The following is a 13,525-nucleotide window of genomic DNA, read 5'->3' as shown; positions in this document are numbered from 1 at the left end:
CGCTATATTTTATACTTGTTGTTGAATGACTAAATATCCTGTTCGCTCAACTCGCGTGTGATGTGATCAAACGGTTCATCCACAAAAGCAGTATTAACCACACCGGCTGCTGCCACTTGTTCCTTAATCAGATCCTTGAGAATCTGGATACCGCGAACCGTAGGCCCAATCGGCACTCCTAGAGAATTGTAAGTTTCCCGCAGCCCTTGTAGCACACGCTCATCCAACACATTTGTATTTCCAGCAACCAGCGCATAGGTGGCGTAGCGCAGGTAGTAGTCCATATCCCGCAGACAAGCCGCATAACGACGAGTCGTATAGGAATTTCCACCAGGACGAATCAATTCTGGCAGTTCTTCATATAACTTCAAACCAGCTTGCTTGACAAGTGCAGCCGCATTAGAATTTATCGCCGCCGCCGCTTGTACTCTTGCTGTACCACTGTCAAAGTAAGATTTCAGGCTATCGATCGCATTCCGGTCAAAATACCGACCAGCTAGATCATAATTCTTAATTAAACTTGTTACCGCATCGCGCATTCCTTCTTCTCCCAATCCTTGCTATTTATGGTTTGATATTTATTTGGCTGCACTTATGCACCAGTAAATTTTTGTGCTATTTAAAATAGATTTGGCACAAAAACAATTTATCCGCTATTTAAGGATTTTATGCCAAAGTTGACCCCTGATGTGATCTGACTTTTCACAGTATCTGGAAAACCTCACTTCTATTTCTCTCCTAAAAGAAGAGAGATTTTGAATTTTCCCCCTTCCCGCACTTCGTGCCGCTACGCGAACGTAGGGAAAGGGGTTAGGGGGTTAGGTCAATCGTTAGCTTTTTCACATAACGTGAAAAGTCAGCTGATATGATGAACTTTCCAGTTTTGTACAGATGATCGCTGAAAGGTTAATATAACCTGTAATCCAGATATCTGTAACATAGGCTACAAAATCCGCCAATGTCTAGTATTTAAGATATTTCAGGTGTGTCACGGCTTGATTGAGATCAGCAGGGTTAAGATGCTTTGGAAGGTTCTGGTATTACTTTAGGAAATTGGTAGAGAAGGAGTAACAATGACAACACCACAAGAAGTCTTGAAGAGAATTCAAGATGAAAAAATTCAGCTGATTGATCTCAAATTCATCGATACAGTAGGGACTTGGCAGCACCTCACACTGTACCAAAACCAAATCGATGAGACTGCATTCACTGATGGCGTACCTTTTGACGGTTCCAGCATCCGAGGTTGGAAAGCGATCAACGAATCGGATATGACGATGGTACTCGACCCCAACACTGCTTGGATCGACCCATTTATGGAAGTCCCAACACTAAGTATAATTTGTAGCATCAAGGAACCCCGCACAGGCGAATGGTACAATCGTTGCCCACGGGTTATTGCCCAAAAAGCAGTAGACTACTTAGTTTCCACTGGTCTTGGTGATACAGCCTTCTTTGGCCCGGAAGCTGAGTTCTTTATCTTTGACAGTGCTAGATTTGCACAAACCGCCAACGAAGGCTACTACTTCTTAGACTCCGCAGAAGGTGCTTGGAATTCCGGTAAAGCTGGTACAGATAACAAACCCAACTTGGGTTACAAACCACGCTTCAAAGAAGGTTACTTCCCAGTTTCACCGACGGATTCTTTTCAAGATATCCGTACAGAAATGCTGTTGACGATGGCACAATTAGGCGTACCCATTGAAAAGCATCACCACGAAGTTGCTACTGGTGGTCAGTGCGAACTGGGTTTCCAGTTTGGGAAGTTGATCGAAGCGGCTGACTGGTTGATGATTTACAAATATGTCATCAAGAACGTTGCCAAGAAACACGGCAAAACCGTCACCTTCATGCCAAAACCGATTTTTGGCGATAACGGTTCTGGAATGCACTGTCACCAGTCCATCTGGAAAGATGGCAAACCTCTGTTCGCAGGTGATAAGTATGCTGGTTTGAGTGAAATGGCGTTGTACTACATTGGTGGTCTTCTCAAACACGCACCAGCGCTATTGGCAATTACTAACCCCAGTACCAACTCATACAAGCGCCTAGTACCTGGTTATGAAGCTCCTGTGAACTTGGCTTACTCCCAAGGGAACCGTTCTGCTTCTATCCGTATTCCTCTATCTGGCACTAACCCCAAAGCCAAGCGTTTAGAATTCCGTTGTCCAGATGCTACTTCTAACCCTTACTTGGCATTTGCTGCAATGCTTTGTGCTGGTATCGATGGCATTAAGAACAAAATCCATCCTGGTGAACCCTTAGATAAGAACATCTATGAACTCTCTCCAGAAGAACTGGCGAAGGTTCCTTCAACTCCAGGTTCTTTAGAATTGGCGTTGCAAGCACTGGAAAAAGATCACGCCTTCTTGACCGAATCAGGCGTCTTCACGGAAGACTTTATCGGAAATTGGATTGATTACAAGCTAAGTAACGAAGTTAAGCAGTTACAGCTACGTCCTCATCCCTACGAGTTTTACCTCTACTACGATGCTTAATTAAGTACCGTATCTCACTAAAATAGGACTTACGCAAAACTACACATTGTAGTAGGGGCAATTCATGAATTGCCCCTACCTGAAAATCTTTATTTTCGGCTATTGTTTGCGTAAGTCGTGTAAAAGTAATAAGTTTTGCCACCCTAGAGTAGAGGGTGGCTTTTTTTTCCAGAGTTATCAGTTGAGACATTCACTCAAAAATCAACCTTAAAACTATTGAAACTTAGCTCATGGAAGCATGGCTGGGCCCATAAATCATCCGAGCGCTAGCATCTACCTTCCCTTGAATCGGGTTCCAGTAGTAGGATGCTTCTTCAGGAAGACCAAGTTCTTGTGCAGCCCGCATCAGCATTGATTGTTGGCGATTCTTGACTTGCTGATGTTCACGCACCATTAATGCACGAGATTTATCTGCAATAGACATAACCATAGTCCTCTCTATTTTGTGAATATATAATTTTTGGTTCTCTTGAAGACTAATATAGCAAAAATTCTGTAGCATAAGCTACTTTTTACAAATATTTATATTTGCTTTTGCCCACAATATCAGGTATTTTGCTGCCAAAGCTGGAAAAATCTCTCCTAATTTACCTTTGATCAGGACTTACTTACTCAAAACCTGAAACCTCAATCCCCCCTAACCCACGCCAGTCGCTCCACTTGGGGAGATCCCAAGTGGAGCGCTGGCTCCCCTTAAAAAGGGGGAATCTCAAGAGCCAACTTTTTAAGGGGGTTGGGGGATCTCTTATGCGTAAGTCTTATTGATAACTAAAATCATCTAGCTTCAGATTGGTCTGACCTTAAAAAACACATCTTTCCCAAGACTGAACATTTATTTGTTACTTTTATTTACACTTAAGTTCAACACAAGTGATTAGTTTTTGTAACTGTTACTCTTTTTTTTCGGTGATGTGGCACCAATACAGCAGCTGCAAAAAACTAAGTTACCATCACAATACAGATTTACAAAAATTTACATAATTTATGACAGTTACCTACCCACGTAAATTTCAGAATGTTTTGGGTGCCAGAGATATATTAAAACGGGTGGTATGCGATCGCGAAATCCATCTAATTACCCTCAACCGCTACCGTTACAGCGAACAACACAGCTGCAAAGACCTCACAGAGCTAATTGAACAACTGAATGGACAGCCACGCCAACTAGTGCGGGATTTGTCTCATCACATCTCAGATGAAGCTCGTCATGCTATGTGGCTAACTGACTTGTTGGCAGAACTGGGAGCAGATATTGGTAAGCCGCCCGGTTCCTCCTATATCAATGAATTTGAACGCCTACTCGATCGCGAACAACAAGATCCAGTCCAAGACCTCGAAGACTTTGTGATTTCTTCCCTTGCCGCAATTAACGTCACCGAAAAACGGGGCTGTGAGTATTTCTCTGCTCACATTTATGCACTCAAGCAAGGGTTACAAACGGCAGAAAACATCAAAATCCGCGAAACGATTGAAAAAATTCTCCCAGAGGAAGCAGGACACGTTCGGTGGGGGAATCGTTGGCTAGGAGAACTTGCACGTAAGAGTCCAGAACATCAGCAAAAAGTAGAGCAAGCCAAGCGAAAATATACCGCAATTGAACAAGCCGCATTTGAATCAGGAATGGATATCACCTTGGGTGCAGAACTGCGGCGAGTTGCCAACCTGGTGGAAGTGGCAAATACTATGCCGCTTTGGCAACGTCCTCAGTACCTGATGGAACGCTTACCCCAGACTTTGCTAGCGCCTGAGTTGCAATTTACTAGGATTCAGGCTGCACAAAAGGCTTGGCAGCGCGATCCACAGATGTTTATCGAGAAGTTTGTGCCAATGTTCCTCAACGGCATTCAGGGAAGAGAAAATAACCGCAAGAAAACAACGGTGTAAAAGGGATTGGGCATTGGGTATTATTATTCTTCCCCTGCTCCCTCATCTCCCTGATCTCCCCTGCTCCCCCACAGCCGATTCTCTTTTCTTTAAGTAAAATTCATCTAAAAAGACCAGATGCAAAATTTTGCATCTGGTCTTGGGTGTACAATTATTAAAATGACTAAGATGATCTAGCAGATCCTTCTTAATATTTATTTCGTGAGGAGCCATCTGCGAGGAGAACGAACTAGGGTGCAAGAGTAGGTCAGCAATAGTAAGATTTATTACTAGGTGCAATAAACCTATACTATTTGTGCGAATCCATGCCCTAGACTAGCTCAGATGAAACGAAAGGGATTTTATGTTCGGCAAAGGACGCTAAACAGGCGTCGGAGCGAAGATCAATTAGTTGCTGATCTAGATAACCAGCTACTCAATGTATGAGAAGAAAACCTATTGGGGAATAAAGTGAAGTTGCCTTAAGACTGTTTCCTCAACAAGCAAAATATCTAAATTAGATGTGCTTTAGATTAACTGATAGCCTAATTAACATCTATTTATAGAGCAGTTGAGGATTGAGACGCAGAGCTTCCTAGCAATATGAGAAACAGTTGTGTAGCTTTTGAGGAGTTGGTGATGCTGTTGATCAAGGCACTTAATTTGATTTGCGTTTTGATCAGCAGGATTGACGCCAACTATATATACAAAGCTTGCAGTTGAAATACTAAGCGATCGCTGAAGATTTTCGTGTGTCAACTGTATATATCTTTACCAGAAAAGCTGTGTTCAAGATGTTAGCACAACAGCCGGTTTTCTGATACTTTGGTTCCTTTGGGAAAAGAGGCATTACCCGACGGTAGTTAAACCACAGCATAGATATTTCCGAATTTTTGCGTCACTTCTCTACGCCCACTACCGCGATGACGTGGCGCATCATCTGGATTTTGTTCAGATGCCGCCGAGAGCCACTGTTCCGAAGCAGGCGTGGAAGACAGCCCATAGGATAAGTGATTGACCATTGCTTGGCAGTTATAAGCTAAGGGGCCGAACACCAGACTCGATACTAAAAGTGAAATGGCAGCACGCATAGAAGATGTCTATTTTGGAACTCTCCACTTCACTGATACTTAGCTTTTTAATGAATATCCGGACAATTAATCAAAAAGTATTCTGTTTTACTGAAAATAAACTCTTCTTATCCTTCGTTTAAATGTTCGACTAATAACCAATTACCAAAGTGATTCTGACGACCCCACAATGTGACTAATTGTTCGTGGGGATAAGCGCGTAATTGCTCGTCGATATGCGATCGCAAAGTCACAAGCTGCCAATTTTGCCCTTGATATGCGGGTGGTGCTGTGACAGTGAATCTGTATTCCTGCTGTGACAAGCGGTAGAAAATGCCTTTGAAACAGTTACTTTCCCGAATTAATGCCTTGGAGTCAGGGTACTCATTCCCTGATGGGAAAGGGCAATCGCCACTAACTGGATAGGCTTGGGGGTTATCTAAGTAATACAGTTGCCAGTGCCGCCAATCCGAACGATTGGGTGGAAGATTAAACAAAGGAATAATTAGGGCTTTTGAGCGATTATCTGCCAATAAAGCCGTTTGCAGCGCCCTAACAGGTAAATCCCTCGGCTGGCAGTTTAACTCAACACACATCGCCGCCGCCATCCCTGCTGCTTGACCAATGCCCATAACCACAGGTTGTAATCTGGTGGTCCCATTGGCAATGTGGGAGACAGAAATATTCTTTTCACAGACCAAGAAACCATCTGTTGTGGCTGGAATCAGACAACTGTAGGGAATTGTAAAGGGAGTCCCAGTCCAACGTCCCCCCCAGCGAATAGATTTAGGTTGCAGTGGGAATTGAACACCAGGATAATGATGGTCATTGGCGTAGTTACCAACTGCGATCGCTTCTCCTGTCGGAGACGCTTTGCGTAGCTTGCTTCCACGAAGTGGTACGCAAACGCCTGCCGTAGGATGCCCGAAGGGCTGTAGGGCGATCGCATCATTAAATATAGATGCAACTCTACCTCCAGCGATCGGCAAAATATCCTGTTCTCGGACAGTAGTTAGCCCCACCAAGCGGCGGCTTTCCCGGTAATAGGGATGCAGTGCAAAAGCTGTAGGGGTGTGAGGAAATACTTTTTTTGCTAAACCATAGCGACGACCAAGCTGTTTTTGGATAAAATGGGCAAAATTTTGGCTGTACCAGCGAGATTCCTGGATGAATTCACCTCTGGATACATCTGACTCTATCAGTCGCCCTACTCCTTCGGCGTAGTCATTGCCACAGATTGGCCAATTAATCATAAATAGACCCCCAGGCAAGCGTCCGTAATTCAAAAATGTCTCTGCTCCATAGCCATCCCAAGCACCTGTAAACTGGGATGGATTATAATTAGGGGCGGCCGGAATTTCTGGGGCAACGGCTTCACCAAAGTCTTGCATAATCACTACCGAAGTGGGCGCTTGCACAGGATATCTCTGGGTTAAAGAGTTAAAAGTCACTGGGGCGCTGGGTTCTCCCCACTCAGATTGCAATTCCCAACCCCAGCGGTAAGGTATCTCAGCTAAAGCCAATAAATCTCCTAATTCTGTGCCATCGAGAATAATTTTGGCTGTAACAGCAAAATCAGCAAAGCGGACACCAGTAATCGAATCATCTTGTCGGAACACTTCTAAAGGCACTTCCCCTGTAATCCAGTGCAGATTGGGCAATTCCTGCACCCAATCTGCAAAAATCTCTGCCCCAATCCGGGGATGATAACTAAAAAAGCTTACCCAGCTGTTATCTAACCCTCCGGGCTGTCGCTGTCGCAATTCCTGCAAAAAGGCACCCCATAACCCCGTTTGAAAGGCTTCTAATTCGTTGCCATCAGGTGCAGATACTCCAGCCGAAGTTAGCATTCCTCCCAACCAAGGAAATTCACTCACCAGAATCGTTTTGGCTCCCCGTCGCGCCGCTTGGATAGCAGCCGCAGTGCCTCCGGTTCCCCCACCGACAACTAAGACATCAGCTGTGTATGTCTGATTAACCATTGCTTAACCTCACTGGAGTTTCGACATATTCTCCCCAGATAGCTTGGCATCAGACAAGATAATTTATTTTATTTTTCGGAGACTTGATAGATATAGGGTTATATGTAATTTCAGAATGACTTGTATTATTTAGTCTGGCTCATGAGAACTTTTTCTAAGTGGATATGAATTAGTACAACTTGTATATACACCTAAAGATAGAGGTTGTAACTAAATATTTGTATTTAAACTTAACATAAATCTAAACTCTATGGATTACTACTATTTAAGTAATATCAAAGTCTTATGTTGATTAATTGTTTGAAAAAGAATGATGAATTAAGTGTAAATAAGGCTAGCCATGTCTCAAATGTTGAGATAGCACTCTTTATAGATAAAATCAAAAGTAATATCTGGCAATTTGGTATTCTATCTTGGCTTTTTGGAATAACCGATAGAAGCATAGCTGCATTTGCTGATGGTTATCTATCTGCTATAGAAATATCTCAGTTATTTACAGCCTCTTTCCTTTTTGTGAGTTGGCTATATCTCAAGCCGGAGGAAAGCTTCAATAGCAATGATTTAGTCCCCAGCCAATATCAAGAATATCTTGATCGTACTCAAGCTAACAAGCTTCAAATAAAAAAGCTCCACATGATTAGCCAGGAGTATATTTTACCGTTTCCTTATATTTGCCAAATCTATCATCTATTGAACTTAAAACATTTGGAAACAGTTCATAGGTTTAGCCTTAATAACCTGAAAATTCTTAATATTAGCCACTTTCAAACTACAAACATCGGTGGAATAATTAGATTTGAAACAATATTAGATTCGCCAGCTAATCCTCTGAGGATTTGGCGACAACCAACTGTGGAGGTGGATTTAATATTACATACTCCCTACACTATTGAACTGAGTATTCCAGTCTACAATCAGAAAAGAATAATTGTTATATTTTATGCGTTCCCCTTAAATGACTCAGAACATCACCTATTTATAGATATTTATAGTGACCTAGAGTGGCCAAAGCCATTATTACAAATAATATTGCATTTTGCTTCTTGTTTGACACTCTTTGAAGATTTGCCGTATCTCAGAGCTTTAGATGAGAAAAATATAGGGCGTTTATTCAACTTAAGTAGGACTTCAAATCACGAGAGTGGGTTGCTGTTTAAAAGATTCGTTGAGCTATATGGTTCCAGTGGAGAAGCAACTAAATTACTTGAGGGAAGGGAAGAGAGTTAGGAGTTAGGAGTTAGGAGTTAGGAGTTAGGAGTTAGGAGTTAGGAGTTAGGAGTTTAGAGTTTAGAGTTTGGAGTTATAGCAATTCTGTATGAAGATGCGCTAAACCATATTTAAGTACAAGAAAGAAAAACGAACCGCAAAGGACGCAAAGGACGCAAAGAAAGAAAGAGGTTAAAAGGGTTTGGCGCAGCCTCACAAAGAAATGGTATTAGGAGTTAGAAATTTTAAACTCATAGGGAGCATCTCAGTTTTGCAAATATACCAGACAAGAAGCAAGATTCTTGCTCCCTCTCCTTACCAAGGAGAGGGTGGGGGTGAGGTTCTACAAGGCTTTTTACAAAAGTGAGATGCTCCCAAACTCATAACTCCTGATTTTATTTAGTTAAGCGCGTGCTAGTAATGGAGCAGCAGCTAGTAAGGTTTTAGTATAAGGGTGCTGAGGATTATCAAAAATAGTTTTTGTCAGACCGAGTTCGACAATTTTACCGCCATTCATCACGGCAATACGATCGCACAAAAATCTCGCTAACCAAAGGTCATGAGTGATGAATAGATAAGTTAACTCAAACTCTTCCTTTAATTGCAACATCAAATCTAGCACTTGCGACTGCACGCTAGCGTCTAACATACTCACGGGTTCATCGCAAATGAGAAGTTTAGGATGAGTAATCAAAGCACGAGCGATCGCAACTCGTTGCTGTTGTCCACCAGATAAATCTGATGGATAACGCTCATAATACACTTCTGGCGGTGTTAACCCAACTTTTTCTAGCATCCACAAAACCTGTTCTTTTGCCTTAGCAGGATTGGCAAGATTGTGGATAAATAAAGGGTCAGCGATACTTTCTCCCACTGTCATTGCTGGATTGAGACAAGCATGAGGGTCTTGAAAAACCATTTGTATTTGTCGCCGTGAGGAGCGAATTTCTTGACGTGACAGTTTAGTTAAATCCTGTCCTAAAAACTCAACTTTGCCACTAGTGGGAGGAATTAGTTGCAAAATTGTTCGTGATAGCGTACTTTTACCACAACCTGATTCCCCAACTAAGCCGAGAATTTCTCCTGGATAAAGATCCAGGTTGATACCATCTACTGCTTTAATTGTCTGCGCTTGTATGTTAAACAGTCGTTCGATCAAGTTAGGTTCTATGGTGTAGTATTGTTTGAGTTCTGTAACACTCAAAATTGGAGATTTATCATTAATAATCGGTAATTGCTTTTCTGCGTCATTGGCAATTATCAATTCTCCATTATCTTTTACTGCTTGAATGTGTAAAGCTGCTTTTAAGAGCGATCGCGTGTATTCATGTTGAGGGTGTCTAAATACGGTTTCTGTAGAACCCATTTCAACCATCTTGCCGTTGTACATAACGCCAATGCGATCGCAATATTCAGCCACCATTGCTAAATCGTGAGAAATCAGCAGCAATCCCATGTTTTCTTCACCGCACAGGCGAGTTAATTCTTGCAATATCTGCGCGGAGACGGTGACATCTAAACTGGTGGTGGGTTCATCAGCAACAATCAACTTCGGGTTGAGGAGTAAAGCTAAGGCGATCGCTACCCGTTGGCGCATTCCACCGCTAAACTCATGAGGATACTGATTCCAGCGACTAGCTGGAATATTCACCTTTGCCAAAGTAGCAAGTGCTTTTTCTTTGGCTTGACGCGTTGATAATTCTGGTGAGTGCGCCTGAAGGGTTTCGATACAATGCTTACCAATCGTCATCAGTGGATCGAGGCGTGTCATCGGATCTTGAAAAACTAATGCGATCGCCTCTCCGCGAAATTTCCGCAACTGGTTAGGCATCAAGTCAAACACCGATTGTCCTTGAAATGTCACCCGTCCCTCAACACGACTAGACGCTGGTAGTAAACGCATTACTGCCCGTCCGATAGTTGACTTACCACAACCCGACTCTCCCACCAATCCCATTCTTTCACCTGGTTGCAAGGTGAAAGATACATCATCAACCGCCCAGCTTGCTTCTTCTCCACTCCGCCCAGGATAGGCAACTCGCAGATTTTCGATACAGAATAAGGCTTCACTCATAGTTAGTTATCAGCCCTGAGCTACCAGCTTTTATAATTTCAAATTTAAGATAGTCTATCAGATTAGTATTAGACCTCCGTTGGGCGAACATCTTTATTGTCTTAGCGATCGCAACGAGTTCCGCCAATGTTCTATCATACTAATTTATACCGCTTGTCTCAAGTTTTATCAGTTCATGTAGGAGATGCGGAAGTTTGCCTACCTTTACAGCAGATTGCAGGTGTTGTCGTAGATGGCGAGATTTTAGCATCTCTAGGAAATGTATCGATACCAGATGTTTTTGTTTGATAGTTTTTGATTTCGTGGGTATTGCCCTGCTAACTCAATAATGGCGCGTTACGCTATGGCTAACGCACCCTACTTGCTAGATTGTCAAAGTATTGGTTGGATTTTTACTTTTTCATCAGGATCAGACACGCTCACAAATACCAAATCTGGATCCCAATGTCCAACTAAGTCAAGTTTAGCACATACACTCCATCCTCTATTTTGATCCCCAAGTCCTAGCTTACGCTCTCTATAAGTAGCATTAAGTGAGTCTTCAATAATTAGAACTTTATCTTGAATTAATGCCAATCTAGCAAGCACTAAAGCACGCTCTTTTGTAACGGCAATTATTTTGTCTTCCATCAATCAATCCTCCCTGAACGTTATTGGTCTCTAAGGGATCTAATATATCTAGTTAATTGAGATGGTAGCTGGATTTAGGCCGTGCTGTACTAGTACAGCACGGCCTAAATAAACCACCCATTCAAAATCAATGAAACGCTTACGCTGTATTCATTTTTAATTTTTAATTTTTAATTTTTAATTCCGCCCTGCGGTACTAGTTGTTTAGCTGATTAATTCACCCATTTGTAGGAGGTAATTAGTAAGTGAATAAGTGTACTTTGCTTATAATCCGACGAACACAAAATGATTTTAAGCAGCATTCACGTAACAAATGTATCAATCATGTTGAACCTGATATTCACCGGATGTATAAAAATAAAACCCTTGGTGGTTTCAACAGCTTTTTTCCTGGCTGTACAGACTGCCGCCAATGCTGAACAATCCTTACCTAGTTTGACTCCAGCACAAGCTCAACATTTATCCCGTGACTTGGTTCCATATAATTCACAAGACTTTTTTAGGCAAGGAAAAGATTCGATTGAGAGAGAAATTGAAATTCTTAGGCAAAGCCAACTGCCCTCAATTAAACCTGTTCTTAAGATTGATTCAGTACCGCAGATAAAAAGACCACCAACCCAGCAAAAACCCTAATATAGGACTCATATTTGATTGCGTGAAAAAATCTAAGTATATGTAGGGGAGCCAGCCGCGTGGGCGGGTTTCCCGACTTGAGCGGGCTGGCGTTGTGTTATCGCCGAGATTACGGCACCAAAACCTTTGGATGGTGCGTTAGCCAGAGGCATAACGCAACGCCAACGCCAACGCCAACGCCATAGCAACTCTACCAGACGCACTCGCGTTCGCTTAGAGCGAGTAATCGAGCGTCGGGAACCTCTGCAAAGCACTGGCTCCCCTACGTGTATTTCAAAAATCAAATCAGATCGCTATATGACCCCTTAGATGGCTACTTCTTGTACTGTTAATTCTTGAGCTATAGTACTTAAACCACAACCACAGGCATCACAATCACTATACTCTGCTTTTTATTAACAGAGTTTTTGTGTTTTTAATAAGTTTTGCAACACAAATTTACAATCTTAATCGTCTAGCAAACTCATCAACGCCTGAATTTCAACGTCTTGCGGCTCTGACAATTGACCCTGTAACTTTAGTAATTGATTCTGTAATCCTTCTGCTACATAGAGCATATTAGATTCTTGTGCAATTTTTAGCTGATTTTCTTTAATTTTGATTTGTTTAAGCAAGTTGTTTTCAACATGAATTGAATTGTAATGTTGAGCAATCATAGCTTTACATTTCTTCTCAATCTCTAGAATGCAATTAAATTTACCACCTATGTATTATTCCACACTTATCTCATTTTTTAAATATCTGGTGATTTAATCTTCATTACTCGTAGTGTTTACGAGTATGGCGTTTCTGCTTGCCTGAGTAGTTTAGTTTCGGTTTTTTGGAGTCTTTGAGGTATTGAATCGGATGCTCAATGCTATTTTGCTCAATCCTCGTAAGGAGCGGATTTTTAACGAAAAACCCTCAAACAGCAAAACTGTATAGTTTTTTCCACAGTTCCATTCTCAATAGTTTGGGAATATTGGCTTAATACACCATGTCCATCTTTTTATAGGCTTTTACAAAAATGGAAATCATGAGATAAGATTGATTGACTTAGGGGAAATTTTAGATAACACAAATTAACTTATTTGTTACTTTACCGAGTCTTGTAGATATGTTAAATATTTTTTTGTGATCAGTATGAACTTAAAGTTTATCAAGAAAGAGATTTTTAGCTTTGTAAAAATTATATCTACAATGCTTATAACAAGCGCAATTGGATTGGAATCGTGGAATATTTATGCAGTAATAACTAATAGTAATCTACCAAGCAGCCTTAATCTAATTTTTTGGATTGAGCGTTTTGCCATGACGAGTCATTTTATCGAAAGCATTATAGCAGCTTTTTATGCACCTTCAAGAAAAAAGATGCCAATAAAATATGCTACTTATACTTTTTTTGTAGGCACAATTGGGTTGTTAGAACTGTTTGATCAAGAGAATGACTATTGACGCTTCTACGCTTTGAAGGTGTAAGATTTTTGGATTAGGTAGGTTGGTAGGGTGCGATCGCAATATCATAACGCACCCTACGTACAAAAGTTGTAGGTTATTAAATCCACGCTACTCAGCAAAAGTCAGTTGCAG

At 41.6% G+C, this 13,525-nt stretch carries 15 protein-coding genes; 7 read left to right on the top strand and 8 right to left on the bottom strand.

Translation table 11 applies throughout. The annotated features are described in order from the left end of the window. Nucleotides 1-29: 29 nt before the first annotated feature. Nucleotides 30-539: an allophycocyanin subunit beta gene (apcB, locus tag HWQ41_RS15350; protein ID WP_292764195.1), complete on the bottom strand. Its 510-nt coding sequence runs from the start codon at nucleotides 537-539 to the stop codon at nucleotides 30-32. Between the two features lie 534 nt (nucleotides 540-1,073). Here apcB and glnA point away from each other — a divergent pair. Then, the gene (glnA, locus tag HWQ41_RS15345) at nucleotides 1,074-2,498 is read left to right on the top strand and encodes a type I glutamate--ammonia ligase (RefSeq protein WP_292764192.1); all 1,425 of its coding nucleotides are present in this window, start codon (nucleotides 1,074-1,076) and stop codon (nucleotides 2,496-2,498) included. A gap of 223 nt (nucleotides 2,499-2,721) precedes the next feature. On the opposite strand, the gene HWQ41_RS15340 is transcribed toward glnA, so the two are convergent. After that, the gene (locus HWQ41_RS15340) at nucleotides 2,722-2,922 is read right to left on the bottom strand and encodes a hypothetical protein (RefSeq protein ID WP_292764189.1); all 201 of its coding nucleotides are present in this window, start codon (nucleotides 2,920-2,922) and stop codon (nucleotides 2,722-2,724) included. Between the two features lie 560 nt (nucleotides 2,923-3,482). Here HWQ41_RS15340 and HWQ41_RS15335 point away from each other — a divergent pair. Further along, the gene (locus tag HWQ41_RS15335; RefSeq protein ID WP_292764186.1) at nucleotides 3,483-4,382 is read left to right on the top strand and encodes a ferritin-like domain-containing protein; all 900 of its coding nucleotides are present in this window, start codon (nucleotides 3,483-3,485) and stop codon (nucleotides 4,380-4,382) included. A gap of 706 nt (nucleotides 4,383-5,088) precedes the next feature. Here HWQ41_RS15335 and HWQ41_RS15330 read toward each other — a convergent pair. The 3 genes from HWQ41_RS15330 to HWQ41_RS15320 all read right to left on the bottom strand — a co-directional run bounded on the left by HWQ41_RS15330 (nucleotide 5,089) and on the right by HWQ41_RS15320 (nucleotide 7,413). After that, nucleotides 5,089-5,238, bottom strand: a complete 150-nt coding sequence (locus tag HWQ41_RS15330) for a hypothetical protein (protein ID WP_292764183.1) — start codon at nucleotides 5,236-5,238, stop codon at nucleotides 5,089-5,091. Then, nucleotides 5,225-5,452 (bottom strand): hypothetical protein, encoded by a 228-nt coding sequence (locus HWQ41_RS15325; protein WP_292764180.1) that lies wholly within the window; start codon nucleotides 5,450-5,452, stop codon nucleotides 5,225-5,227. The genes HWQ41_RS15330 and HWQ41_RS15325 overlap by 14 nt, the downstream gene beginning before the upstream one ends. Before the next feature lie 107 nt (nucleotides 5,453-5,559). Further along, nucleotides 5,560-7,413, bottom strand: coding sequence for an FAD-dependent oxidoreductase (locus HWQ41_RS15320; protein ID WP_292764177.1), 1,854 nt, complete (start codon nucleotides 7,411-7,413; stop codon nucleotides 5,560-5,562). A gap of 285 nt (nucleotides 7,414-7,698) precedes the next feature. Between HWQ41_RS15320 and HWQ41_RS15315 the strand changes: the two genes are divergently transcribed. Continuing rightward, entirely contained in the window at nucleotides 7,699-8,640 is a 942-nt protein-coding gene (locus tag HWQ41_RS15315; protein ID WP_292764175.1) for a hypothetical protein, read from the top strand. A gap of 382 nt (nucleotides 8,641-9,022) precedes the next feature. On the opposite strand, the gene HWQ41_RS15310 is transcribed toward HWQ41_RS15315, so the two are convergent. After that, nucleotides 9,023-10,693, bottom strand: a complete 1,671-nt coding sequence (locus tag HWQ41_RS15310; RefSeq protein ID WP_292764172.1) for an ABC transporter ATP-binding protein — start codon at nucleotides 10,691-10,693, stop codon at nucleotides 9,023-9,025. A gap of 126 nt (nucleotides 10,694-10,819) precedes the next feature. Between HWQ41_RS15310 and HWQ41_RS15305 the strand changes: the two genes are divergently transcribed. Further along, nucleotides 10,820-10,981, top strand: coding sequence for a hypothetical protein (locus tag HWQ41_RS15305; RefSeq protein WP_292764170.1), 162 nt, complete (start codon nucleotides 10,820-10,822; stop codon nucleotides 10,979-10,981). An 84-nt stretch (nucleotides 10,982-11,065) separates the two neighbouring features. On the opposite strand, the gene HWQ41_RS15300 is transcribed toward HWQ41_RS15305, so the two are convergent. Further along, complete coding sequence (locus HWQ41_RS15300; RefSeq protein ID WP_292764168.1) at nucleotides 11,066-11,323, bottom strand: hypothetical protein; 258 nt, start codon at nucleotides 11,321-11,323, stop codon at nucleotides 11,066-11,068. Between the two features lie 324 nt (nucleotides 11,324-11,647). Here HWQ41_RS15300 and HWQ41_RS15295 point away from each other — a divergent pair, with 324 nt between their 5' ends. Both HWQ41_RS15295 and HWQ41_RS15290 read left to right on the top strand, forming a co-directional pair. Further along, nucleotides 11,648-11,956: a hypothetical protein gene (locus HWQ41_RS15295; protein ID WP_292764166.1), complete on the top strand. Its 309-nt coding sequence runs from the start codon at nucleotides 11,648-11,650 to the stop codon at nucleotides 11,954-11,956. Between the two features lie 126 nt (nucleotides 11,957-12,082). Further along, on the top strand, nucleotides 12,083-12,265 hold the full coding sequence (locus tag HWQ41_RS15290; RefSeq protein WP_292764163.1) for a hypothetical protein: 183 nt from the start codon (nucleotides 12,083-12,085) through the stop codon (nucleotides 12,263-12,265). A gap of 137 nt (nucleotides 12,266-12,402) precedes the next feature. On the opposite strand, the gene HWQ41_RS15285 is transcribed toward HWQ41_RS15290, so the two are convergent. Then, nucleotides 12,403-12,612, bottom strand: a complete 210-nt coding sequence (locus HWQ41_RS15285; protein WP_292764160.1) for a hypothetical protein — start codon at nucleotides 12,610-12,612, stop codon at nucleotides 12,403-12,405. 466 nt (nucleotides 12,613-13,078) lie between these two features. Here HWQ41_RS15285 and HWQ41_RS15280 point away from each other — a divergent pair, with 466 nt between their 5' ends. Then, nucleotides 13,079-13,390: a hypothetical protein gene (locus HWQ41_RS15280; RefSeq protein ID WP_292764158.1), complete on the top strand. Its 312-nt coding sequence runs from the start codon at nucleotides 13,079-13,081 to the stop codon at nucleotides 13,388-13,390. Nucleotides 13,391-13,525: the final 135 nt, after the last annotated feature.

This window comes from Nostoc sp. NOS(2021) (assembly GCF_017115025.1).
In the GTDB taxonomy this organism is placed as follows: domain Bacteria; phylum Cyanobacteriota; class Cyanobacteriia; order Cyanobacteriales; family Nostocaceae; genus Nostoc.
The sequence above is the reverse complement of the archived record's forward strand: the minus strand, read 5'-3'. Positions and strand labels throughout refer to the sequence as shown.